The sequence below is a fragment of the Dactylosporangium roseum genome (assembly GCF_025264685.1).
Lineage (GTDB): Bacteria > Actinomycetota > Actinomycetes > Mycobacteriales > Micromonosporaceae > Dactylosporangium > Dactylosporangium roseum.
In genome coordinates this window covers 565,536-589,881 of sequence record NZ_CP073721.1, presented here as the reverse complement: position 1 = coordinate 589,881, position 24,346 = coordinate 565,536, and the positions used below count along the sequence as shown (strand labels likewise).

Sequence of the window (24,346 nt, the reverse complement as noted above, 5' to 3'; positions counted from 1 at the left end):
CGGAGTGTTCATCACCCCGAGGGTTCTCGTTTCGGCGAGGTCGCCGAACAGGCCTGACAGATCGGGCCAACACGGTCCAGAATGGGCTCCATCGCGCCTACCTCCCTCGCCCGCGCCGCCGCTCGTGCCTTCACCCTGGCCTTGTCGGCGGCGTTGAGTTGTGCGGCTGTGGCCGGCGGGGCCACCGGGGTCGCCCATGCCGACGAGGTGCGCCGGCAGCAGTGGCAGCTTGCGGCGCTCGACGTGCGGGATGCCTGGAAGTTGTCGACCGGCAAAGGGGTTGTGGTCGCGGTCGTCGACAGCGGAGTCGACGCGACGCATCCGGATCTTGTCGGGCAGGTGCTGCCGGGCATCGATCTTGTCGCGGACGCCACTGGCGGTGCCACCGATGCTCAAGCGGATCCCGGGCCCTCCGTCACCAGCACGAAGGCCGGCGGGACCGACCCGGTCGGGCACGGGACGACCGTCGCCGGGCTCGTCGCCGGAAGCAACAAGGACAACTCGGGGGTCGTCGGCATCGCGCCCGGTGCCAAGATCCTGCCCGTGCGGGTGCTCGACCAGCAGAACAAGTACGACGATCCGGCCATCGTCGCCAAGGGCGTGCGGTGGGCCGTCGATCACGGGGCCGACGTCATCAACCTCTCGCTCGGCGGTGCGACGCGGAGCGAGGCGATCGCCGCCGCGCTCCGGTACGCCGCGGTCAAGGATGTCATCGTCGTCGCCTGCACCGGCAACATCGCTACCGACCCCTCGATCAAGGAGGTCTGGTACCCGGCCCGCGAGCCCGGCGTCGTCGCCGTCGCGGGGCTGGACACCGGTGCGGCGAACGATCCGGTGTCGGCCGCCTCGACGTCCGCCGGCCAGACCAGCGGCGGCACCGGTGGGTCGGACGCGCTCTGGTCCGGGTCACTCACCGGCCCCGAGACGGTGCTCACCGCGCCGGCCGTGAACCTCACCGGAGCCAAACCCGGCGGTGGGTACTGGCAGGTGCAGGGCACCAGCTTCGCCGCGCCCCTCGTCGCCGGGGCCGCCTCACTCGTTCGCGCGCGGTACCCCAGGATGAGCGCCGCGAACGTGATCAACCGGCTGATCGAGACCGCCAGGGACCTCGGACCGGCGGGCCGGGACGACCGGTTCGGATTCGGCGAGGTCAACCCGGTCGCGGCGCTGCGCGCGCCGGTGCCGGAGGTGGCGGCCAACCCGCTGACCGCCGCGCCGGCCAGGTCCGGGCCGGCCGTCGTCCGCAGCCCTTCCCCGAGCGCGCCGGCCGCGCCATGGCAGGGCGGCGTGGCGCCGCTGCCGGCCGAGAGCGCCGCACCGCCGGGGATCCGCAGGCTCGCCGACAGCCGCCGGGTCGGCTCCAGTGTCGCCATCGGCCTGATGGCGACGTTCCTGATCATGATCTGCGGCGCGGCCGGCGTGCTCGCGCATCACCGCCGCAGGCTGCGCCGCCGGTTCATCCTCTGACCGCCGTTCGCGGACGGTCTCACGCGCACTTGCCGGTGCTCGTCGGGTCGTTGTGGGTCTTGCCGGCCTCGGCGACCACCGCGGCCTCCTCCGCCGTCACGGCGAAGCCCGTCTGGGGGTCGTCGGCCGCTGCGGCGAAGATGACGCCCAGCACCTGACCGTCGGTGGCGACCAGCGGGCCGCCCGAGTTGCCGCTGCGGACCAGCGCGCGGATCGTGTAGATCTCTCGGGTGACCTTGCCGTCGTCGTAGATGTCCGGACCGGTGATGTTGCGGTGGTCGCGGATCCGGGCCGACTGGGCGTCGTACGGGCCGTCGAGCGGATACCCGATCACGATCGCGTCGGCGTTGGTCTCGGCCTTCTTCGTCGCGAACTGCATGACCGGGGCGTTCAGGTCCTTCACGTAGAGCACCGCCAGGTCCCGCTCCGGGTCGTAGGCCACCACGACCGCCTTCTTCTGCGAGCCGTTGACCTCCACGTTGACGCTCTTGGTCCCCGCCACCACGTGTGCATTGGTCATGACCCGCTGCGGCGCGTACACGAAGCCGGAACCCTCGATCCGCCGGGAGCAGCTCGGAGCGGTACCGAGCACCTTGACGACCGACTTCTTGGCGTTCTTGACCAGCTCGGAACCGGCGAGCGCCGGGTCCGGCGGCGAGACGTCCTTGACCCGCGTCGGGGAGAGACCGTCGAAAACGTCGGGGAAGCCTCGAGTGTCGACGGTGTCCCGCAGCGCCTCGGACAGCGCGTCGGCCTGCGCCGGCATGGCCTTGTCGACGACGTTCAGGATGATCGAGTTGCTGACCGAGCGGGCCAGCCAGGGTAGCGACGAGGAGCTGAGCGGTGCGGCGACCAGCCACACGACCGCGAGCACCGCGAACACGGAGACGACCGCGCCTCCGGCGTTGTCGACCGCCTGGGCGTTGCGGCTGACGATCGCGCTGCGGAGCCGGTTGCCGACGAAACTGGCGAGCGCCTGACCTGCGACGGCCAGGCCGAACACGCACGACAACGAGATGACGACCCGCACCGGGTCGTCATCGAACCGCTCGGCGATCAGCGGTCCTAGCTGGAGTCCCAGCAGCGCGCCGCCGAAAAACCCGATGAATGACAGCAGACCAACGAGAAACCCCTGGCGGTAACCGTTGACGGCGAACATCACCACGAGGAGTAACAGGACGATATCGATCACACTGCCAGACACGCATTCAGGGTACGGGTGCGGCACCAGGTGTCGGCAGTTCCTCCACTCGGCCGGTCGGCCACTCCACCGCCCAACCACCGAGTTCCAGCAGCGTAGACAGCACGCCGGCGGTAAAACCCCACACCAACATGTCGTGAATCCGAAACGCCGGCCCGATCCATCCGCTCGGGTGTCGTACGCGCAGACGATGGTCCGGATCGACCAGGTCCCGGATCGGAAGCCGCTCGACGCGCGCCACCTCGGCCGGGTCCGCCGGCCCGACGGGGTGGGGCTTGCGCCACCAGGCGACCACCGGCGTGACCAGGAAGTTGCTGACCGGGATCCACAGCGTCGGCAGGGTGGCGACCACGTCGACCGTACCGGGGTCGAGACCGACCTCCTCCTCCGCCTCACGTAGCGCGCACGCGATGCTGTCAGCGTCGCCCGGATCGACGGCGCCACCCGGGAAGGCCGGCTGACCGGCGTGGTTGCGCATCGTCGCGGCGCGCTGCAGGACGAGAATGTCGGGACCGAGCCCGGGCTGCTCGCCGAAGAGGATCAGGACCGCGCTCTGCCGCCGGCCCTCGTCGTCCGGGGTCGGGAGGCGCGTGAAGTCGCTGGCTTCGGTCCGCCGGAGGCGGGTCAGCAGCGGCTCGAACCAGCCGGGAAGGTCGGCCGGCGGGGTGGGTCCGCCGGCCGGGCGCGCGCCGAGGGCCTCGGCTTCGGGGTCTGTCATGCCACCTCCACGGTTGCGTTCACTCATGCCGGCACCGTGACACCGAGGTACTGGCTGGTGAGGTCACGCAGTTTCGATTCGTCGAGCGCGGGGCCCTGGTAGGCGTACGCGATCCGGCCGTCCGCGGTGACGAACAGGGTAGCTGGGAGCGACACGAGGGCCTTGTCAACCAGCGGGCCGGTCGCGATGGCGAACTGCTGCCCCTTGTCCTCGAGCATCGGAAACGTCAGGCCCTTGGCGTCGATGACGGAGCGGGCGGCCTCCGTACGGTCCCTGGTGACGATGCCGACCACGTGGATCTCGCCGGCGCCGGCGGTGGCAACCCGCTGGATGGCGGGCAGCTCGGTGCGGCAGGGCTCGCAATAGGACGCCCACAGGTTGATGATCGTCGGCGTGCCGACGAGGTCGGAGAGGGAGGTCCACCGGCCGCCGTTGAAGCACTGCAAGGCCATGGCGGGCAACGCGGGCCGGCTCTTGCCGTCCGGGGCGGCGGCGGAGGCGGAACCCGTGCCGCCCGTCGAGCCGGTGCCGGTCGGAGCGGGTTCGATGCAACGCGGGCCGGAGGGGATGGCGCCCGGGTCGCCGGACGGGGCCGTGGTGTTCGCGGTGCAGCCGGCGAGCGCGAGGAGGATTCCGGTGAGGAGGCCGGCCAGTGGCCGGGTGGCGGTCCGCATGGTCATGACGCCATCGCCAACTCGGCGAGTTCGGCTGCTCGCGGGCCCTTCAGCAGCTTGATCGCGGTTTCGAGATCGGTCGGGCCGATGCCGTACGACGGGCAATCCTTGCGCAGCGCGCAGGCGCCACACGCCGGTTTGCGCGCGTGACAGACCCGCCGGCCGTGGAAGATCACACGGTGCGAGAGCATGGTCCAGTCGCGCGGCTCGATCAACTTCGCGACGGCGAACTCGATCTTCACCTCGTCGGTCTCGGTCGTCCATCTCCACCGCTGCGTGAGCCGTTTGAAGTGCGTGTCGACCGTGATGCCCGGCACGTCGAAGGCGTTGCCGAGGATGACGTTGGCGGTCTTTCGGCCGATGCCCGGCAGGGCCACCAACTCGGTCAGCGTGCCCGGCACCTCGCCGTCGTGCCGCTCGACCAGCGCCTGGCCGAGCTTGATCAGCGAGTCGGTCTTGTTGCGGAAGAATCCGGTCGGCCGGATGAGCTCCTGCATCTCCGTGCGGTTGGCGGCGGCGTAGCCGGCCGCGGTCGGACACCGGGCGAACAGCTTCGGCGTCACCTGGTTGACCCGCTCGTCGGTGCACTGCGCGGACAGAATGGTCGCGACGGCGAGCTCGAGGGGGTTGGTGAAGTCGAGTTCGCAGTGGGCGTCGGGGTGGATGTGCGCCAGGGCGCGCGCCATCCGGCGGGCCCTCCGCTTCAGACCCAACGCAGTCTCGGTCACGTCGTCCCCTCGCTCTGTTCCTGAAGAGCGGTCCGTCGCTCGATACGAACCACGCACCGACAATACGTCGGAGGGTGACGAGGCCCGATCGGGCGATCCTGCCTCTTGACGTACGGCACCTTTCGGCAGCGCCTGAAGCAGGTCTTCACCATGACCGACGGCCCGGTCCCGCACTCACGCGGCGCCGACACCCGGCCGGCGGACGTGACCCACACCGCTTGATGATCACGAGGCTCCGGGCGACTTCACAGATCATGGGAAAGATCCGGCTGCCCCGATAGCCAGATCCTTCCCATGATCTGTGAGTCGCGCGGCACGGCCGCCCGGAGCCGGCGAGGTGGTGCTCGAACTAGCGTCAGCCGGCCGCCGGAGGAGTGATCGTGCCGTCCGTGTCGATCTTCGGGCCCGTGGTCGGGAAGTCCTGCTTCGTCAGGTTGGAGACGAACGGGATGGCCTGCTTCTTGGGGTCGGGCTTCGGCAGGCCGGGCGCCACCATGTACGTCGCGGTGAGGGAGCCGCTCTTCCAGGTGCCGTCGCCGGCCAACTGGACCTTGAGCACCCCGCCGATGCCCACCACGCCGTTGTAGCTCAGCGCCCGGTAGCCGGCGAAGTTGCCCAGGCTGTAGGCGATCAGCCGGCCCTTGTAGAACTCCATCGCCCGCATGACGTGCGGACCGTGCCCGACGACCAGGTCAGCACCGGCGTCGATGACCTTGTGCGCGAAGGCGATCGTGTCGCAGCGGTTCTCGCCGAGGAACCACTCCGTGCCGGGCTTGGTGCGCGTCTTGTCCGAGCCCTCGGCACCCTGGTGGACCTGCACGACCACCAGGTCCGCCTGGCTCGCGGCGTCCTTGACGATCTTCTCCGCGGCGTCGAGGTCACTGCAGAGGTTCGACCACTTGTACGACGCGAAGCCCACCACGGCGACCTTCAGGCCCTTGACCTCGGCGACCGAGATCATGCCGGGCCAGCCCGTGTATTTGATCCCCGCCCCGTCGAGCGCCTTCTGCGAGTTCTTGTACCCCTGCTCGCCGAAGTCGTACGCGTGGTTGTTCGCCATGGTGACCATGTGGAAACCGGCGTCCTTGAGGTTGTTGACGTAGGACGGCGGGGTCCGGAAGGCGAAGCACGTCTTGCCGGCCGACTCGGCCGAGCACTTGCCGACGCCGGTGTCGTCGGTGAGCGCCTGCTCGAGGTTGCCCATCTGGAAGTCGGCCGCGAGGAACTGCTTGACCGGGTCGAAGAAGCCCTTGCCGCCGTTGGGCGGCAGCCCGTTGGGCGCCATGCCCATGACGATGTCGCCGGTCGCGGTCATCGAGATGCCGTCCGCCGGACCGGGAACGCCCTGGCCGGCTGGGGACCCGGCGGGCGAACCGCCGCCGGCGGCCTGCGGCGCCGCGGACCGGTTGGCCGTCGGCTCGGGATCGTCGCCGCCGAGGAGCGTCGCCGCCCCCGCGGTGCCGGCGCCGATGACGAGCACCGCGATGATGCCGACGAGGATCGCGGTGCGCCGGCCGCGACCACGACCGCCCTCGGGCGGAGCCTCGCCGGGCAGCGGGAGCTTGCGCCGGCCCGCGCGCTCCTCGGGCTGGTAGGCCTGGGCGGCGTAGAGGTCCTCGGCACGGGCCGGGCCGGGGATCGGGTCGCGCGACCCGCCATACCGCGGCCCGGTCGGCTCACGGAAACCGTTGAACGACCCGGTGGTGTCCCGCGGACCGCCGTACATCGGCCCGGTGGCGTCGGGAGCACCGCCGAACACGGGTCCGGAGGGCTCCGAGCCGCGGCCGTACACAGGCCCGGTGGCGTCACGGCCGCCGTGGACAGGGCCGGACACGGGACCGGTGGGCTCGCGAGGACCGCCGAACGCGGGACTGCCGAACCCGGGAGCACCGAGCCCGGGACCACCGGAACCAGGACCACCGGAACCGGGACCCGCAGGACCCGGTCCGGGCACCCGGGCGCTCCCGGAGGCGCCACCACTGTTCGGCGGGCGCCCGTAACCTTGGCCGCCTCCGGTCGGTTGATCGTGTGACGGGGGGCCGTAGCCGGGCCGGTCGTCGCGCCCGTCCGGCTCGTCCGGCCAGCGCGACGGTCCTCCGTATACCGTCATACGATCCCCACCCCAACCTCCGCCGTCATGTTCCCGGCGAAGATATCGCACGCCCTCGACCGGGTAGCCGTCTGATTCCGATGCGTTACCATCGCCCGGAACCCTGGTGAACGCGCCGGGTCGGCACCCGGGTTGAGCTGTGTGGAGAAGGGCCGCGCCGCAGGTCGGCCCGGACCGCCCGCATGCTGCCCGACGCCCACCATGGGGTTGCGTGTGCATAAACTGACGTTCGCGCGATCGCTCATAGCGGGCGACGCGCCGACGGATTTGAGGTGGACGCGATGGACGAGGTACTGGCGCGCAGCGGCATTTTCCAGGGAGTCGAGCCCGAAGCTGCGGAATCCCTCGCCAAAGAGATGGAAACGATCGACGTTCGCAAGGGCGAAATCGTGTTCAGCGAGGGCGAGCCGGGTGACAGCCTGTACATCGTGCTGTCGGGCAAGATCAAGGTGGGGCGCCGGGCGGCGGACGGCCGGCAGAACCTCATCGCCGTGATGGGCCCCAGCGACATGGTCGGCGAGCTCTCGCTCTTCGACCCGGGCCCGCGCACGGCCACCGCCACGGCGGTGCTCGACACCAGGCTTGCCCGGCTGCGCAAGCAGGCGCTGCGCCCTTGGCTGACCAACCGTCCGGAGATCGCCGAGCAGTTGCTGCGCGTGCTGGCCCGCCGCCTGCGCCGCACCAACGACGCCCTGGCCGACCTGATCTTCACGGACGTGCCGGGCCGGGTGGCCAAGACGCTGTTGCAGATGGCGGGCCGCTTCGGCACGCGCGACGGTGGGGTCCTGCGGGTCAACCACGACCTGACCCAGGAGGAGATGGCCCAGCTCGTGGGTGCGTCGCGCGAGACGGTCAACAAGGCCCTCGCCGACTTCGCCTCGCGCGGCTGGCTGCGCCTCGACGGCAAGAGCGTGATCATCATGGATCCGGAGCGTCTCGCCCGCCGTGCGCGGGTCTGACCGGAGGGTCGAGACCAACACCGGGAGAACGGCGTCCACGGAACGGCACGAACCGCTTGAACGGTGACGAACCGGTCGAGCGATGAAGAACCGAGCACGAACCACCTGAGCAGTAGAGATCCGAGCTCGTCCCCGCCGCGCTCGGAAGCCCCGTCGTCACCCCCGAAAACACCCCAAGTCTTGAGCTGTCCGAGAGGACGGCTCAACTTGTATCCGGAAAAAAGTCAGTCTTGACTGTTTGTTTTTCCCGAGCGCAAGCTTGAGCACGTGACCACCGTCCGGGAGCCGCAGCAGGAGCGCAGCCGCGCCACCCAGCGGCGCCTGCTCGAGGCCACCGTCGACTGCCTGTTCCGCTGCGGCTGGTCCGGTGCCACGACCACCGTCATCGCCCAGCGGGCCGGCGTCTCCCGCGGCGCCCAGTTGCACCACTACCCCACCCGGGCGGCCCTCGTGCTCGCCGCCGTGCAGCACCTCGCCGAGCGGCGCGCCGACGAGATCCGCGCCGAGGCCGCGACGCTCACCGGTGACCTCCACGAGCGCGTCGACAAGGTGATCGACCTGCTGGCGAACGCGTTCACCGGGCCGCTCTTCGTCGCCGCCCTGGAGGTGTGGGTCGCCGCCCGCACCGACCCCGAGCTGCGTGACGCGCTGGTGCCGCTGGAGGCCCGCGTCGGTCGGGAGATGCACCGGCTCACCGTCGACGTGCTCGGCGCCGACGAGTCGAAGCCGGGTGTCCGCGAGGCGGTGCAGGCCACGCTCGACCTGCTCCGCGGGCTCGGCGTGGCCAACCTGCTCACCGACGACGGCCCGCGTCGCGCCCAACTGCTGGCCGCCTGGAAGCAGCAGCTCATCACGATCATCTAGGGAGGGACGCGCATGGTGGCGCTGTCCGAGGTACTGACGGATCTGCGCGACGAGTCCGAGGCACTGGACCGGCTGGTCAGCTCCCTGTCGACCGAGGACTGGAGCCGCCCGACCCCGGCGCCGGGCTGGACCGTCGCGCACCAGATCTCCCACCTGCACTGGACCGACTCGGTCGCGACCCTCGCGGCGACCGACCCGCGGGAATTCCTCGGGCGGCTGAGCGCGATCCTCCACGACCCGAGCGGCTTCGTCGACCGCACGGCGGCCGAAGGGCTCGCCCCGCCCGACGAGTTGCTGCGCCGGTGGCGGGAGGGCCGGGCGGCGCTCGCCGGGGCACTCGGTGCCGTGCCGCCGGGCGGGAAGCTGCCCTGGTTCGGCACCGCCATGTCGCCGCTGTCCAGCGCCACCGGCCGGATGATGGAGACCTGGGCGCACGGGCAGGACATCGCCGACACGTTCGCCGGCGACAGCGAGATCGCCCGGGCTCACCGGCTGCCGACCGACCGGCTGCGGCACGTGGCGCACCTCGGCTTCCGCACCATCGGGCACAGCTTCACCAGCCACGGCCGTCCCGAGCCGGCGCAGCCGTTCCGCGTGGAGCTGGTCACGGCGGAGGGCGCGCTGTGGGCGTACGGCCCGGAGGACGCCCCCAACCGTGTCGCCGGCCCGGTGCTCGACTTCTGCCTCCTGGTCACCCAGCGCCGAAACCCCGCCGATCTGGCGCTCCAGGCCATCGGGGACGAGGCCGAGGAGTGGTTGACCCTGGCGCAGGCGTTCGCCGGACCGCCCGGACAGGGCCGCGAACCCCGGGCGACGCGATGAGGATCGGCAACGCCTCCGGGTTCTACGGCGACCGCGCGAGCGCGTGGCGGGAGATGCTCGACGGTGGTGAGCTCGACGTTCTGACCGGCGACTACCTCGCCGAGCTGACCATGCTGATCCTGGGCCGCGACCGGATGAAGGACCCGGCCACCGGCTACGCGAAGACGTTCCTGCGCCAGTTGGAGGACGTCCTGGCGACCGCCCTGGAGCGTGGCACGAAGCTGGTCACCAACGCCGGCGGGCTCAACCCGGCCGGCCTCGCCAACGCCGTCGAGGACCTCGCCGCGCGCCTCGGCCTGCGGGTTCGCGTCGGGCACGTCACCGGCGACGACGTCACCGAGCGGTTCGGCGGCCGGGTCCTGACCGCCAACGCGTACCTCGGCGCCTTCGGGATCGCGGAATGCCTCAACGAAGGCGCCGACATCGTGGTCACCGGCCGGGTCACGGACGCGAGCCTGGTCGTCGGTCCGGCCGTCGCGCACTTCGGCTGGACCCGCGACGACCTCGACGCGCTCGCCGGCGCCACGGTGGCCGGACACATCCTGGAGTGCGGTGCCCAGGCGACCGGCGGCAACTTCGCCTTCTTCACCGAGCTGCCGGACGGCGGGCGCCGCCCGGGCTTCCCGCTCGCCGAGCTGCGCGCCGACGGCAGCGCCGTCATCACCAAGCACCCCGGCACGGGCGGCGCGGTCACCGTGGAGACCGTCACCGCCCAGTTGCTCTACGAGATCGGCGCGCCGGCCTACCTCGGGCCGGACGTCGTCGCGCACTTCGACACCGTCGAGCTGCGCGACGACGGCCCGGACCGGGTGCTCGTGCGGGGCACACGGGGCAGCCTTCCGCCGCCGACGGTCAAGGTGGGTGTCAACACGCCCGGCGGCTTCCGCAACTCGATGACGTTCGTCCTCTGCGGCCTGCAGATCGAGCAGAAGGCCGCGCTGGTGCGCGACCAGCTAGCGGCGGCCGTCGGCGGCGACGGGCTGGAGTTCGTCCTCGCGCGGACCGACCGCCCCGACGCCGCGGACGAGCAGACGGCGAGCGCGCTGCTGGTCGTACACCTCAAAAGCCAGGACCCGAAGCGGGCCGGGCGCGCATTTTCGCAGGCGGCCGTGGAGCTGGCGCTGGGTTCGTACCCCGGTCTGACGCTGACCGGCCCGCCCGGCGACGCCACGCCCTTCGGCGTTTTTTCGGCCCGATTCGTACCGCATGAGGCCGTCGAACACGTCGCGGTGCTGCCGGACGGCACGCGCCGTCCCATCGCGCCGCCGGCGAAGACCGCTGACCGACCGCCCGCGACATCGCCGGAGGTCGGGTCCTACCGGGGTCCCACCACAAAGGCGCCGTTCGGGACGCTGTTCGGGGCGCGCTCGGGCGACAAGGGCGGCGACGCGAACATCGGCGTCTGGGCGCGTGACGACGCCGGTTACGCGTGGCTGCGCGGCTTCGGCGTCGATGATCTCAAGGCGCTGCTGCCGGAGACCCGCGACCTGGCGGTGGAGCGGTTCGAGCTGCCCAACCTGCGCGCGGTCAACTTCGTCGTCCACGGCATCCTCGGCGAGGGGGTCGCGGCGAGCACGCGATTCGACCCGCAGGGCAAGGCGCTCGGCGAATGGCTGCGGTCGAGGGTCGTCGATCTGCCGAGCGAGCTGCTGCCGCGCGGCCGGAGCGAAGCGGGGGCCGTATGACGGACCTGTTCGAGACCGAGGAGCGCCGGCGGCCGCGCGAGCTGACCCGTGCGTTCGTCGGTACGAAGACGTTCATCACCAGCGGCGCCCGGGCCGACTTCGCGACCACGGCCGTGCGGACCGGCGACGGCTTCGCGCTGCTCGTCCGGCACCGGTTCACCGAGATGGCGCGGCAGGTCGACACCGCCCGCACGTACGTCCGGCACGTCGCCCAGCGTGTCGCAAATGGCGAGCGACTCGTTACGCAGGTGGCGATGGCGAAGAACACCGCCGTACTGGCCTGCGACCACGTCGTCGACCAGGCCGTGCAGTCGCACGGCGGCCTCGGCTACCTGCGCGACGCCGACGTCGAGCGTCATTACCGCGACGCTCGCATCCTGGGCATCGGGGGCGGAACCACGGAGATCATGAACGAGATCATCGCGAAGCAGTTGGGGGTCTGAGGCATGCCGATCCTGACGAGCAACCTCGACCCACGAGGACCGGTCTACCGGGAGAACCGCGAGGCCATGCTCGAGCGGCTGACCGAGCTGGAGTCGGTCCTGCGGCAGGCGCGCGGCGGCGGCGGCGAGAAGTACGTGACCCGCCATCACGCGCGGGGCAAGCTCCTGCCCCGGGAGCGCATCGAGCTCCTGGTCGACCGGGACGCGCCGTTCCTGGAGCTGTGCCCGGTCGCGGCGTGGGGCACCGACTATCCGGTCGGGGCGAGCGTGGTGACCGGCATCGGCATCGTCGAGGGCGTGCCGTGTGTCATCGTCGCCAACGACCCGACCGTGCGTGGCGGCGCCGTCAACCCGTACTCCCTGAAGAAGACCCAGCGGGCCCACCAGATCGCCCGCGAGAACCGGCTCCCCATGGTCAACCTGGTCGAGTCCGGCGGCGCCGACCTGCCCCAGCAGGCGGAGATCTTCATCCCGGGCGGTGCGGCGTTCCGTGACCTGACCCGGCTCTCGGCGGCGCGGATCCCGACGGTCGCCGTGGTCTTCGGCAACGCGACGGCGGGCGGCGCCTATGTCCCCGGGATGTCCGACCACACGATCTTCGTGCGCGACCGGGCCAAGGTGTTCCTGGCCGGGCCGCCGCTGGTGAAGATGGCGACCGGCGAGACGGTCGACGACGAGACGCTCGGCGGCGCGGTCATGCACGCCACCCGCTCCGGCCTCGCGGACTTCGTGGCGGAGGACGAGCGGGACGCGTTGCGGCTCGCCCGCTCCTGCATCCGGAACGTCGCCACGTTCACCGACCGCACGTACGGGCCCGAGCCGAAGTTCGACGTCGACGACCTCCTCGGCATCCCGTCCGCGGACCTGCGCGTGCCGTTCGACCCCCGCGAGATCCTCGCGCGGATCCTCGACGGCAGCGAGTTCGACGAGTTCAAGCCGGCCTACGGCACCGCGCTGTGCACCGGCTGGGGCGCGATCCACGGCCACCGCATCGGCGTGCTGGCCAACGTCCGTGGCGTGCTGTTCTCGCCGGAGGCGCAGAAGGCCGCGCAGTTCATCCAGCTCGCGAACGCGAGCGGGACCCCGCTGCTGTTCCTGCAGAACACGACCGGCTACATGGTCGGCAGCGAGTACGAGCAGGGCGGCATCATCAAGCACGGCGCGTTGATGATCAACGCGGTGGCCAACTCGCGGGTCCCGCACCTGACGGTCAACATCGGCGCCTCCTACGGCGCCGGCAACTACGGCATGTGCGGGCGGGCCTTCGAGCCCCGGTTCCTGTTCGCCTGGCCCAACGCCAAGTCCGCGGTGATGGGCCCGCAGCAGTTGGCCGGCGTGCTGTCGATCGTGGCCCGGCAGGCCGCCGAGGCCAAGGCCCACGCCTACGACGAGGAGCAGGACCGCACGATGCGGTTCATGGTCGAGCACAAGGTCGAACAGGAGTCGGCAGCGCTGTTCCTGTCCGGCCGCCTCTACGACGACGGCGTGATCGACCCCCGCGACACCCGCACCGTCCTCGGCATGTGCCTGGCGCTCGTCGGCGCCGGCGATCCGGCACACTTCGGCGTCTTCCGACACTAGGGGTACAACGTGATTCGCAGGCTGCTTGTCGCCAACCGCGGCGAGATCGCGCGCCGGGTGTTCGCCACCTGCCGCGCCATGGGTGTCGAGACGGTCGCCGTCCACTCGGACGCGGATGCCGACTCGCCGCACGTCGCCGAGGCGGACTACGCCGTACACCTGCCCGGCAGCGCGCCGAGCGCGACGTACCTGCGCGGCGACCTGCTCATCGCGGCCGCCCGCAAGTGCGGCGCCGACGCGGTCCACCCCGGCTACGGCTTCCTGTCGGAAAACGCCGACTTCGCCCGCGCCGTGATCGACGCCGGACTGACCTGGATCGGGCCGTCGCCGAAGGCCATCGCGATGATGGGCTCGAAGCTGGAGGCGAAGGCGCTGCTGGCCGAGGCGGGCGTGCCGGTGCTGCCGACCGCGGTCGAGCCCGAGCAGGTCGACACGTTCCCCGTACTGGTCAAGGCGTCCGCGGGTGGTGGCGGCCGGGGCATGCGGGTGGTCCGCGACCGCGAGACGCTGGCCGAGGCGGTGGCCGCGGCCCGTCGTGAGGCGGCGTCGGCGTTCGGGGACGGGACCGTCTTCTGCGAGCGGTACGTCGAACGCGCCCGCCACATCGAGGTCCAGATCATGGCGGACTCGCACGGCAACGTCGTGCCGCTGGGCGAGCGCGAGTGCTCGATCCAGCGCCGCCACCAGAAGATCGTCGAGGAGACGCCGTCCCCGGCGGTCGATGCGCAGCTCCGCGAGAAGCTCTGCCAGGCGGCGATCGCGGCCGCCCGGGCGGTCTCCTACGTCGGCGCCGGCACGGTCGAGTTTCTGCTCGCGCCGTCCGGCGAGTTCTTTTTCCTGGAGATGAACACCCGTCTCCAGGTCGAGCACCCGGTCACCGAGTGCGTGGTCGGCGTCGACCTCGTCCGGCTGCAGCTCGCCGTCGCCGAGGGCGCGACGCTGCCGTTCAACGGCCCGCCGCCGCTGCGGGGCCACGCGATCGAGGTACGCCTCTACGCGGAGGATCCCGCGTACGCATGGATGCCGTCGACCGGCACCCTGCACCGCTTCGACGTGCCGGACGTGGCCCAGACCTTCGGCCCGATGCCGGCGCCCGGCCTGCGGCTCGACTCGGGTGTCGCCGACGGCTCGGTCATCGGCGCGCACTACGACCCGATGCTCGCCAAGGTGATCGCCTGGGCGCCGACGCGGGCCGAGGCGGCACGGATGCTCTCCAACGCGCTCGCACGGGCCCGGATCCACGGCGTGACGACCAACCGCGACCTGCTGGTGCGGGTGCTGCGGCACTCCGCGTTCCTGTCCGGCGGCACCGACACCGCCTTCCTGGACCGCCACCCCGAGGTCTTCGCGCCGCTGCTCTCGTCGGTCGACGCGGTCCGGCTGTCGTGCCTCGCGGCCGCGCTGGCCGGCGCCGCCCGGCGGGCCAAGGGCGCCGTCCTGCCCGGCCTGCCGTCCGGCTGGCGCAACGTTCCCAGCGCGCTGCAGACGGTGGTGTACGAGGGGCCGACCGGCACGATCGAGGTGGGCTACCGGCTGGACCGGTCCAACGACCTCGCCGCCTGGGCGGTCCGCCGGATCGACCCCGAGGACGTCGGGCTCCCCGGCGCCGCCCTCGACCTCGCGGGCGCGCCCGACCACCCGCCGGTGGCGATCCTCTCCGCGACCGGCGACCGGGTCGTGCTCGACGTCGCCGGGGTCCGGCTCCGGTTCGGGGTGCACCAGATCGACGGGGTGTCGTTCGTCGACAGCCCCGAGGGCTCGGTGACGCTGACCGAGCTGCCGCGGTACCCGCTGCCCGTCGCCGAGCAGCCCGAAGGCTCCCTGATCGCGCCGCTGCCCGGCGCGGTCGGCCGTGTCCTCGTCGTGCCCGGTCAGCGGGTCGCCGCCGGCGAGTTGCTGCTGACCGTGGAGGCGATGAAGCTCGAACACCCCGTGCACGCCCCCACCGACGGCGTCATCAGCGACCTGCGGGTCGCGGCCGGCTCGCAGGTCGAGTCGGGTGCCCTGCTGGCGGTGCTGACGCCTCCGTAGAAAGGTCCTCCCCTCATGGACTTCGACCTCACCCCCGAACAACAGGACCTCCGCGACGCCGTGGCCAAGCTCGGCAAGCGGTACGGCCACGAGTACTTCGTGCGCAAGGCCAAGGCCGGCGAGCACTCCGACGAGTTGTGGGAGGAGGCCGGCCGGCTGGGCTACCTCGGCGTCAGCGTGCCGGAGGAGTTCGGCGGCGGTGGCGGCGGCATCACCGAACTCGCGATCGTCTGCGAGGAACTGGCCGCCGCGGGCGCCCCGCTGCTGTTGCTGGTGGTCTCCCCCGCGATCGCCGCGACGATCGTGAACCGCCACGGCACCTCCGACCAGCGCGCGTCGCTGCTGCCCGGGTTCGCCGACGGCTCGCTGAAGGTGTGCTTCGCGATCACCGAGCCGGACGCGGGCTCCAACTTCCACAAGCTCGCGACCGTGGCCCGCCGGACCGACGACGGCTACGTCCTCACCGGCCGCAAGATCTACATCTCGGGTGTCGACGAGTGCGCCCAGATCGTCGTGGTCGCCCGCCTGGAGGACGCGCGGACCGGCAAGCTCAAGCCGGCGCTGTTCCTCGTGCCAACGGACGCGCCCGGCCTGACGGCGTCGAAGCTGGACCTGGAGATCGTCTCCCCGGAGAACCAGTTCCTGCTGTTCCTCGACGACGTGCGGGTGCCGGCCGGCGCGCTCGTCGGCGGCGACGTCGAGGCGGGACTGCCGGCGCTGTTCTCCGGCCTGAACCCGGAGCGCATCACGGTGGCCGCGATGGGGTGCGGGATCGCGCGGTACGCGCTGGAGCGTGCCTCGGCGTACACCGCGACCCGTTCGGTGTGGGGCCGCCCGGTCGGCAGCCACCAGGGGGTCGCCCACCCGCTCGCGCACGCCCACATCCAGGTGGAGCTGGCCCGGCTGATGGTCGCGAAGGCGGCCGCCCTCTGCGACGCCGGCCGCGACCTCGAGGCGGGTGTGGCGGCGAACATGGCGAAATACGCGGCGGCGGACGCCGCGGCGCTGGCCGTGGACACCGCGATCCAGGCGCTCGGCGGCATCGGCATGACCACCGAATATGGCGTGGCGACGCTGCTCGGCGCGGTCCGGGCGGGCCGTATCGCCCCGGTGTCGCGGGAGATGATCCTCAACTTCGTGGCGCAGCACCTGCTGGGCCAGGAGAAGTCCTACTGATCCCGGGCTATTTCCTGCGCAACTGCTGACCGTCGAGGGCGCTCGTGCCGCGGCCCGCCAGGCAGCGGAACGTCGTGGGCCCGGCCCGCTGGTCGGCCAGGCTGGGCAGGAGCACCTCGATCTGCCAGTTCGCGGCGCGGATGTCGACGGAGATCAGGGTCGGCAGGGCGCAGACCTCACGGACCACCGGCGAGTCCGCGCGCTTCCGGACCTGGCTGCCGGCCTGGAGCTCTCCGTAGGCGAAGACCTCCCACGTGTGCCGGCCGCCGCAGCCGACCGGCCGCAGGTCGGCGTCATAGCACTCGACGACGTCGGCACAGCGGGCGGTCGGCGGCGCGCCCCGACCGCACTCGCCGGTCGGTGGCACGGGGGTCGCCGACCGCGACCGCACAGGTGCCGGGGGGTCACGGTTCACCCCGTAGGCGATGCCGACCGCGACCAGCGCCGCGACGACGAGCACGGCGCCGGTGACGACCACGGCCAGCCCCCTGCGGTTGACCGGCCGCTTGTCCACGGGCCCGGTGAAGGGATCGGCCGGCGGCGCCACCGGCGGCCGACCGTGGAGGTCGCCGGGCACCGCGGCGCCGTGTGACCCGCCGTGCGGGTCGACCGGCGGACCGCCGGGGCCGTGCGCCACGGTCTGCTCCGGGTCGGCGCCGGCCAGGAACGGTGAGGCCAGCAGGCGGCCGGGAGCGGGCGGCGGGGACGGCGGCGCGGTGGAGATCGGCTCGATCGGTGGCGAGCCCAGCGGTGGCACGACGACGTGCGGCACCGGCTCGAGTCGCAGGCCGATCAACTGGTCGCGCAGCTCGATGGCGGTCGGGCGGGCCGACTCGTGGTTGGACATGCCGGCGCGCAGGATCGCCATCAGGTCGTCGGGGCAGCCGGGCAGGTCGGGGATGTGGTCGTTGAACATGTCGACGAGCGACAGCAGGCTGGGCATCTGATCCTCGCGCCAGCGGGGCGGGCGCCCCCGCATCAGCGCATAGAGCGTCGCACACAGCGCGTAGACGTCGGCCGAGGCCGCCGGCGGGGCGTGCCGGAACGTCTCCGGCGGCGCGTAGGCCGGGGTGAGCACGTCGAGCGTGATCGACACGTCGCGCCACTCGGCGAGGATGGCCAGGCCGAAGTCGGCGAGCGCCGGCTCGCCGAACCGGCTGAACAGGATGTTGGCCGGCTTGACGTCACGGTGCAGCACGCCGAGGGAATGCGCGTCGGCCAGCGCGTCGGCGATCTTGAACCCGACGTCACGCACCTCGGCGGCGCTCAGCGGGGCGTTGCGCATACGCTCGGCATAGGAGCCGTCGCAGAGCTCCATGATCAGATAGGGATGGCCGCCGCCGGTCACGCCGGCGTCGAAGAGGTCGACGACGTGCGGGTGGCTGGACATCCGGCCGGCGGCCCGGGCCTCGCGCAGGAATCGGCGCCGGTCGCGCTCGGTCTCCAGGGTGCGGTTCTCCACCTTGACCGCGACGTCACGCCCGACGGACTCCTGCTCGGCCCGGTAGACGGTGGCATAGCCGCCCCGGGCCAGCACAGTGAGCCCGGTCAGTCCGGGGACCATGGGCGGCGGAGGCGATGCGGTCACGGCTAGAACGGTACGACAGGGGTCCGAGGTCACGCGCCGCAGGCGTCGGCCGGCCGGGTAGAAATGGAATCTCCGTCACGCATCGGCCACAGCCGACGAGGGCATCTCGGCGGCCACCGGTGCGCGCGGTCCGGCCAGGGCCGGAGACGGCAGGTCGGCGACCGGCCCGGTGCCGGCGGCGGAGCGCACCGCCTCGGCCTCGTCGCACCGGCCGTTCACCGTGAGCGCCTCAGCCAGTACACCCGCCGCATAGATCCGGCTGCGGACGTCCTCACCCGCCAGGCTCTGCGCCTGCCGGGCCCAGTCGAGGGCCTCCGTGTGGCGCCCGGCGGCCAGCAGCGCCGACGCGTAGGCCGCCGCCGCGTGCCGGCGGGAGAAGATCACCGACGGCCCCGGCCGGTCGGCGGCCACGCAGCCGAGCACCTCGAGCGCCGTCGGCAGGTCGCCCTGGGCCTGCCGGGCCAGGCCGAACAGCACCCGCGGGCCGACCTTGGCCGCCTCGAGCACGTCGTGGGTCTCGACGACCTGGAGAACCGCCCGGGCGTCGGCCTCGGCCGCCGCCGCGTCGCCCCGGTCGAGGCTGACGAAGCCGCGAATCGTCCGCGACATGCCGACGAGCAGCGGGTGGCCGGTCTTCTCGCCGTATTCGGTGGCGTCGGAGAGCAGGTCATAGGCGTGGTCGAGCTCATCGAGCCCGCGCGCGACCACGCCGCGGACGACGAGCGCGAGCCCGCGGCCCCAGTCGTCGCCGGCGGCGGCGAAGTCGCGGTACGCGCGGCGCGCCTCCCGATCGGCCTCGGCCAGGTCGCCGCTCTCGGCCGCGGCGAACGCCTCGACGGCCCGCAGCGTGCCGACCGCCCACGCGTCGCCGACCCGCTCGCCGAAGGGCAGGAACGCCCTGGCCAGCCGGCGGGCCTCGCCGAGCCGCCCGGCGAGCAGCCGCACGAACGCCGTGGTGCCCCGCAGCCACGCCCGGCCGACCGGGTCGCCGAGCTCGGCGAAGCGGCGGGCGGCCCGCCCGAGCGCGGCGTCGGCCCCGGCGAAGTCGCCGCGGGTGGTGGTCACCCAGGCCAGATGCTGCAACGACCACGCCTGGGCCCGCCGGTCCCCGGCGGTCACCGCGATCTGGAACGACTCGGCGAACCGCCCGCCCGCCTCGGCCAGCCGGCCTTCGAGGAAGTCGGCCATGCCGAGCCGCCGCATCGCGTCGCCGCGCTCGTAGGTCAGCCCGGCCTCGGTCGCCGTGGCCAAGGCCTCGGTCAGTGTCTGATAGCTGCGCCGGTGGTCCCCGGTCGCCCGATAGGCGGGGCCGGCGACGAGGAGGGCTCCCACCCGTACCGCCCTGTCGTCCCCGGCGTTGGCGGTGATCTTCTCCGCGTCGGCGAGCGCCTCTGCCGTGCGGCCGAGCTGCAGCAACGCGCGGGCGTGGACGAGCCGGTCGGCGGCCGGCAGCGCACCGCCGGCGAGCTTCGCGGCGCGCTCGCAGGACTGCGCGGCCTGGGCCGGCTCGCCGGTCTTGAGAGCGATCCGGGCGGTCCGGGCCAGTGCCTGCACGCCGAGCGGCCCGGCCGAGCGGGCGAGGGAGTCGGGGCGCAGCCCGACCACGTCGGCGAGCTGGGCGGCCCGCTCGGCGTGCTCGGCGATGAAGGCGTCGGCGGCGCCGGGCGTCATGTTGAGCCCGGGGACGTTGCCGGTCCCGCCGACGGTCAGGTGGTTCGCCACGGCGGCGGCCGCCCACCGGGACAGCGCCGCGTGCCGCTCGGCGAGGTCGGCCTTGCCGATCCCGGCGTAGGCGGCCTCGCGCAGCAGCGGCGTGGCGAACGCGAACCCGCCCCGGCCGCGGCGCAGCATGCGGCGCTGGAGCAGTTCCTCGACGGCGCGCTCGAGCTCGACGGCGGCGACCACGGCGGGCCGGGTCGGCTGGCCGGGCGGGTTGAACCGCAGTGCCTCCAGAGCCCGGGCCGGCACGTTGTCGCCGATGACGGCCGCGTCGCGCAGGACCGCACGGGTGTCGGCGGGCAGTGCGTCGATCCGGGCGGCGAGGACGGCGGCGAGGTCGCGGGAGAGCAGGCGGCCGCCGAGCGAGCCGGGGGTCAGCCGCCAGCCGGGCGGCTCGCCGCCGGCCACGGTGGTCAGTGCTCCGCGCTCCTGGAGCAGCGTGACCAGCTCGGCGAGGTAGAACGGGTTGCCCTGCGCGGTGGCCAGCAGCCGGTCCTCGTCGGCCGGGGCCAGCCGGCCGCCGCCCAGGTAGGCGCTGAGCAGGCGGGCCGCGTCGGCACCGCGCAGCGGCGGGATCGGCACCACCTCGGCGTCGGCGATGCGGGTCAGCACGCCGGCGGAGCGGACCAGCTCCGGCCGGCCGAGCAGCACGATGAGCACCGGGCCGGTGAGCCGCTCGATCGTGGCGCCGAGCGCGTCGAGGGTTTCGGGCGTGGCGTCGTGCAAGTCGTCGACGATGACGACGAGCGGCGTCTCCGCGGCCAGGCCGGACAGCAGTTCGGCGACCGCGTTGGGGATGGCGTCCAGGTCGAGCTCGTCGGGTTTGCCTCCGGGCGCGACCCAGGAGGTGTCGCCGACGGCCTCGCTGAGGCCGATCAGGCTGAGCAGCAGGTCGCTGGTGAACCTCGGCGGCTCGGGCCGGCCGCGGGCGGCGCGGGCGAGCCGCTGCGCGAGGCGGCGCAGCCGCTCCTCGACCGCCTCACGGGTGAGGGCACCGGCGTCGGGCGGCAGGCCGATCGCGCCGCGGACCAGGTCGGCGAGCGGGGCGAGGCGGCGCCGTTCGCCGAACGCGGCGCAGTGCACGGACAGCACGCGGGCGCCGCCGCCGGGCGCGAAACCGGCGCTGGGCGTGTATCCCGCCCCGCCGAGGTAGCCCGCGGCGAACCGCTCGATCTCGCCCGCGAACCGGGTCTTGCCGAGCCCGGCCTCACCGGTGAAGACCAGGACTCGGGACTCCTGCCGGTCGGCGATCTCGGCGAGCCGGCCCGAGACCCGGCCCAGCTCCGCCTCGCGGCCCACGAACGGCGCCTCGTCGCCGAGGCCCGACCGGGTGCCGGGCGCGTCGAGCAGGCCGAGGAGCTCGAACGCCTCGACCGGCTCACGCTTGCCCTTGAGCCGCAGGGGGCGCAGCGCCCGCCAGGAGGCGAGGCGGCGGGTGGAGGAGGACGTGCGGTCACCGGCGTAGACCGCGCCGATCGCCGCGGCGTCGGCCAGCCGGGCGGCGGTGTTCACGGTGTCGCCGATGACCGTGTACTCGATCCCGGCCTGCACACCCGCCACGACCGTGCCTGTGTTCAGGCCGATGCGCAGGCCGAGCGGGGCGCCGCCGCCGCGCTCGTCGTCGAGCACACGCCGCACGGCGCGCTGCATCGACAGGGCGGCGCGGACCGCGCGCTCGGCGTCGTCCTCGTGGGCGACCGGCGCGCCGAACACGGCCATGATCCCGTCGCCGGTGAGCTTGTCGACGTGGCCGCCGAACGTCTTGACCGCGCCGGCGAGCGCGGCGAGGACCCGGTCGGTGACGGCGCCGACCCGCTCCGGGTCGAGATCCTCCGACCAGGCGGTGAAGTCGGACAGGTCGCCGAAGAGGACGGTGACGATCCGCCGCTCGGCCGCGGGCAGGGTGGCGGCGGCGGGCAGCGCTGAGCCGCAATGGTGGCAGAACCGCGCGCCGGGCACGGCGACGGTCCCACACACCGAGCACGTCACGTCGTCACCTCCGCTGCGCTCCGGCCCCTCCAGCGAGCTCCGGACCGGTCACGCCGGTCACGTCGCATCCAACCCGTCCGGGGGTAGGTGAGATTCCCGCCTCAGATAGGCGAGTTGTGCGCGGACCGACCACTCGGCGGCGGACCACAGGCCGCGGTCCACGTCGGCGTACACGCGGGCGACCACCTCGGCGGCGTCGACCGCCCCGGCGTCGAGGGCCGCGCGCACCTGGGCCAGCCGCGCCTCACGGTGCTGGTGGTAGAAGCGGGCGGCGACGGCGGTGTCGGTCAGCGCGGGGCCGTGACCGGGCAGCGCCGGGCGGCCGTCGAACGCCGCCAGCCGGCCGAGACTGTCGAGATAGTCGCCGAGGTCCCCGTCCGGCCAGGCGACCACGGTGGTGCCCCGGCCGAGGATGGTGTCCCCGGTCAGGACGATCTCTTCGCCGCGGTACCGCACGACGAAGCAGACGGAGTCCTTGGTGTGCCCCGGCGTGGCGAGCGAGTCGACGGAGACCCCGTCGACGTCGAGGTGCTCCCGCACCGGTGCCCGGTGGACCGGCGCCCCGGTCAGCTCCGCAAGCCGGACGACACCTTCCGTGTGGTCCTCATGGCCATGGGTGACGAGGATCGCCGCGACCGGAGCGTGCCCGGCCACCGCGCGCAGGTGCCCCTCGTCGAGCGGGCCCGGGTCGATCACGACGGACCCGCCACCGGGGGCGCGCACCAGCCAGGTATTGGTGCCGTCGAGTGTCATCGGCCCGGGATTGGGCGCGCGGACGAGCGTCACCCAATCGGGCAACGTCATGAGGACCTCGGCGGCCGGGACGGTGACGTGGCTTACCACGATGTGATCGTACGGCGGGCCGGTTCCTCCGACACGTCACCCGACCGGCCATGGGAGTCACCCCGCATCGGCCGGTCGGGCGACACCGTCAGGCGATCTCGACGATGGCCTCGATCTCGACGGGCGTGTCGAGCGGCAGCACGGAGACCCCGACGGCGCTGCGGGCGTGCTTGCCAGCCTCGCCGAAGACCTCGCCGAACAGCTCGCTGGCACCGTTGACGACACCCGGCTGGCCGGTGAACCCGGGCGCCGAGGCGACGAATCCGACGAGCTTGACGATCTTGACCACGCGGCCCAGCCCGACCAGCGACTCGACGGCGGCGAGCACGTTGATCGCGGCCTGGCGGGCGAGGTCCTTCGCCTGCTCGGGGGTGACGTCGGCGCCGACGAGCCCGGTGGCGGGCAGCTTGCCGTCGACAAGGGGTAGCTGGCCGGAGACGTAGACGTGGTTGCCGGTCTGCACGGCCGGCACGTAGGCGGCGACCGGCGGGACGACCGGCGGGATCCGCAGCCCGAGCTCCTGGAGCCGGGCGTAGACGTCAGCCATGTCAGCCCGCCTTCGGCCGCTTGAAGTACGCGACGAGGTTCTCCGGGTTGGGCCCGGGCACGATCGCCACGAGTTCCCAGCCCTCCTCGCCGAAGTTGTCCAGGATCATCTTGGTGTTGTGGACCAGCAGCGGTGCGGTCAGGTACTCCCATTTCTGCATGTGGCGACAGTAGCGTTCGGTGGGGTGGCGTCCTGCGGGCACAGCCTGATATCGGTGTCCCCCGTAACGTGCCTCGGGCCGCTACTGTGAGGGCCGCCCCGCACAGCGGTGGCATCGAGGCGTCGCACAGAGGTGGGAGAGATGACGCAACCGCCCCAGTACCCGGGTCAGCCGGAGTATCAAGGCCAGCCGGGCGACCCCTACGCCACGCCCGGTCAGCCGCCGCAGGCCCCGCCTGGGCAGGGTTGGCCACCCCCGCCGGTGCAGGACCCCTTCATGCCGCCGACGTCGGCGCCGCCGACCTCCGGCCAGCCGTTCTACCAGGTCGGACAGCCGGGACAGCCGGGACAGCCCTACCCGGACCCGAACCAGCCGCCGTATGCGCCGCCGACCGGCTCCTTCCCGGCCGGGCCGCCACCCACGGGGCACTTCGGCCCGCCGACGAGCCAGTTCCCGCCGCCGACCGGGCAGTTCCCCACCGGGCCGATGCAGACCGGCGTCGTGCCGCCGTTCTCCGGGCCGCCGGCACCGACGTCGGGCTTCCCGGGGTACCAGCCGGCGCCCCCACCGCCGAAGAAGCGGGGCCTGACGATCACGCTGATCGTGCTCGCCGTCGTCCTCGTGCTGTGCGGCGGCGGTGGCGCCGCGGCCTACTTCGTGGTCCAGGGCGACCAGGGCAAGGGCCAGTCCAGCGCCGTCGAGGCGGTCAACGGCTTCCTCAAGGCCGTCTACAAGGACAAGAACACCGACGAGGCGCTCAAGTTCGTCTGCGGGTCGTCGCGCAACAAGGACAAGCTGGCCCAGCGGGTCGACGACATCCGCAAGTACGACGCCGGCCTGAGCAGCCCGTCCTACACCTGGCCGACGCCGACCGTCGACAAGCAGGAGAACAACTCGGCGACACTCATCGTGCCGGTCAAGGTCTCGACGAGTGACGAGAAGGTCGCCGAGACGAAGTACAAGTTCCTCGCGACCAACGACAACGGATGGTGGGTGTGCGAGATCACGACCGCGTGATCCACAACCGGTGTCGGGTAGCGT

The 24,346-nt window shown here is 72.6% G+C and carries 19 protein-coding genes and 1 pseudogene; 10 read left to right on the top strand and 10 right to left on the bottom strand.

The window, feature by feature from the left end; translation table 11 throughout:
- Window positions 1-81: 81 nt before the first annotated feature.
- On the top strand, window positions 82-1,467 hold the full coding sequence (locus Drose_RS02590) for a S8 family serine peptidase (protein ID WP_260726571.1): 1,386 nt from the start codon (window positions 82-84) through the stop codon (window positions 1,465-1,467).
- A 19-nt stretch (window positions 1,468-1,486) separates the two neighbouring features.
- On the opposite strand, the gene Drose_RS02585 is transcribed toward Drose_RS02590, so the two are convergent.
- The 5 genes from Drose_RS02585 to Drose_RS02565 all read right to left on the bottom strand — a co-directional run bounded on the left by Drose_RS02585 (window position 1,487) and on the right by Drose_RS02565 (window position 6,547).
- On the bottom strand, window positions 1,487-2,626 hold the full coding sequence (locus Drose_RS02585; protein WP_260729578.1) for a MarP family serine protease: 1,140 nt from the start codon (window positions 2,624-2,626) through the stop codon (window positions 1,487-1,489).
- Window positions 2,627-2,675: 49 nt separating this feature from the next.
- A complete protein-coding gene (locus Drose_RS02580) occupies window positions 2,676-3,386 on the bottom strand; it encodes an NUDIX hydrolase (RefSeq protein WP_260726570.1) in 711 nt (236 codons plus the stop codon).
- A gap of 23 nt (window positions 3,387-3,409) precedes the next feature.
- On the bottom strand, window positions 3,410-4,066 hold the full coding sequence (locus Drose_RS02575; protein ID WP_260726569.1) for a TlpA family protein disulfide reductase: 657 nt from the start codon (window positions 4,064-4,066) through the stop codon (window positions 3,410-3,412).
- Window positions 4,063-4,746: an endonuclease III gene (gene nth, locus Drose_RS02570; RefSeq protein WP_260729577.1), complete on the bottom strand. Its 684-nt coding sequence runs from the start codon at window positions 4,744-4,746 to the stop codon at window positions 4,063-4,065. The genes Drose_RS02575 and nth overlap by 4 nt, the downstream gene beginning before the upstream one ends.
- 397 nt (window positions 4,747-5,143) lie before the next feature.
- Window positions 5,144-6,547, bottom strand: a complete 1,404-nt coding sequence (locus Drose_RS02565; RefSeq protein ID WP_260726568.1) for a CapA family protein — start codon at window positions 6,545-6,547, stop codon at window positions 5,144-5,146.
- A 632-nt stretch (window positions 6,548-7,179) separates the two neighbouring features.
- Between Drose_RS02565 and Drose_RS02560 the strand changes: the two genes are divergently transcribed.
- The 8 genes and pseudogenes from Drose_RS02560 (at window position 7,180) to Drose_RS02525 (ending at window position 16,459) form a co-directional block, all read left to right on the top strand.
- A complete protein-coding gene (locus Drose_RS02560; RefSeq protein WP_033363643.1) occupies window positions 7,180-7,857 on the top strand; it encodes a Crp/Fnr family transcriptional regulator in 678 nt (225 codons plus the stop codon).
- A 267-nt stretch (window positions 7,858-8,124) separates the two neighbouring features.
- On the top strand, window positions 8,125-8,721 hold the full coding sequence (locus Drose_RS02555; RefSeq protein WP_260726567.1) for a TetR/AcrR family transcriptional regulator: 597 nt from the start codon (window positions 8,125-8,127) through the stop codon (window positions 8,719-8,721).
- Between the two features lie 12 nt (window positions 8,722-8,733).
- Window positions 8,734-9,543, top strand: coding sequence for a TIGR03084 family metal-binding protein (locus Drose_RS02550; protein WP_260726566.1), 810 nt, complete (start codon window positions 8,734-8,736; stop codon window positions 9,541-9,543).
- Complete coding sequence (locus tag Drose_RS02545; RefSeq protein WP_260726565.1) at window positions 9,540-11,228, top strand: acyclic terpene utilization AtuA family protein; 1,689 nt, start codon at window positions 9,540-9,542, stop codon at window positions 11,226-11,228. The genes Drose_RS02550 and Drose_RS02545 overlap by 4 nt, the downstream gene beginning before the upstream one ends.
- A 140-nt stretch (window positions 11,229-11,368) precedes the next feature.
- A pseudogene (locus tag Drose_RS02540) lies at window positions 11,369-11,671 on the top strand (acyl-CoA dehydrogenase family protein); the annotation flags it as partial.
- A gap of 3 nt (window positions 11,672-11,674) precedes the next feature.
- Window positions 11,675-13,252 carry an acyl-CoA carboxylase subunit beta gene (locus Drose_RS02535; protein WP_260726564.1) on the top strand — a complete coding sequence of 526 codons (1,578 nt, stop codon included), beginning with the start codon at window positions 11,675-11,677 and terminating at the stop codon, window positions 13,250-13,252.
- 9 nt (window positions 13,253-13,261) lie between these two features.
- Window positions 13,262-15,283 carry an acetyl/propionyl/methylcrotonyl-CoA carboxylase subunit alpha gene (locus Drose_RS02530; protein ID WP_260726563.1) on the top strand — a complete coding sequence of 674 codons (2,022 nt, stop codon included), beginning with the start codon at window positions 13,262-13,264 and terminating at the stop codon, window positions 15,281-15,283.
- 15 nt (window positions 15,284-15,298) lie between these two features.
- On the top strand, window positions 15,299-16,459 hold the full coding sequence (locus Drose_RS02525) for an acyl-CoA dehydrogenase family protein (protein ID WP_260726562.1): 1,161 nt from the start codon (window positions 15,299-15,301) through the stop codon (window positions 16,457-16,459).
- 7 nt (window positions 16,460-16,466) lie between these two features.
- Here the strand turns inward: Drose_RS02525 and Drose_RS02520 are convergent, their stop codons facing one another.
- The 5 genes from Drose_RS02520 to Drose_RS02500 form a co-directional block, all read right to left on the bottom strand.
- Window positions 16,467-18,023, bottom strand: coding sequence for a serine/threonine-protein kinase (locus Drose_RS02520; protein ID WP_260729576.1), 1,557 nt, complete (start codon window positions 18,021-18,023; stop codon window positions 16,467-16,469).
- Between the two features lie 99 nt (window positions 18,024-18,122).
- Window positions 18,123-21,755, bottom strand: a complete 3,633-nt coding sequence (locus Drose_RS02515; protein ID WP_260726561.1) for an adenylate/guanylate cyclase domain-containing protein — start codon at window positions 21,753-21,755, stop codon at window positions 18,123-18,125.
- Window positions 21,756-21,812: 57 nt separating this feature from the next.
- Window positions 21,813-22,598: an MBL fold metallo-hydrolase gene (locus tag Drose_RS02510; RefSeq protein ID WP_390891310.1), complete on the bottom strand. Its 786-nt coding sequence runs from the start codon at window positions 22,596-22,598 to the stop codon at window positions 21,813-21,815.
- An 88-nt stretch (window positions 22,599-22,686) separates the two neighbouring features.
- Window positions 22,687-23,145, bottom strand: coding sequence for a RidA family protein (locus Drose_RS02505; protein ID WP_260726560.1), 459 nt, complete (start codon window positions 23,143-23,145; stop codon window positions 22,687-22,689).
- Window position 23,146: 1 nt separating this feature from the next.
- Complete coding sequence (locus tag Drose_RS02500) at window positions 23,147-23,305, bottom strand: hypothetical protein (protein ID WP_190251269.1); 159 nt, start codon at window positions 23,303-23,305, stop codon at window positions 23,147-23,149.
- A gap of 141 nt (window positions 23,306-23,446) precedes the next feature.
- Here Drose_RS02500 and Drose_RS02495 point away from each other — a divergent pair, with 141 nt between their 5' ends.
- Window positions 23,447-24,322, top strand: a complete 876-nt coding sequence (locus tag Drose_RS02495) for an Rv0361 family membrane protein (RefSeq protein WP_260726559.1) — start codon at window positions 23,447-23,449, stop codon at window positions 24,320-24,322.
- Window positions 24,323-24,346: the final 24 nt, after the last annotated feature.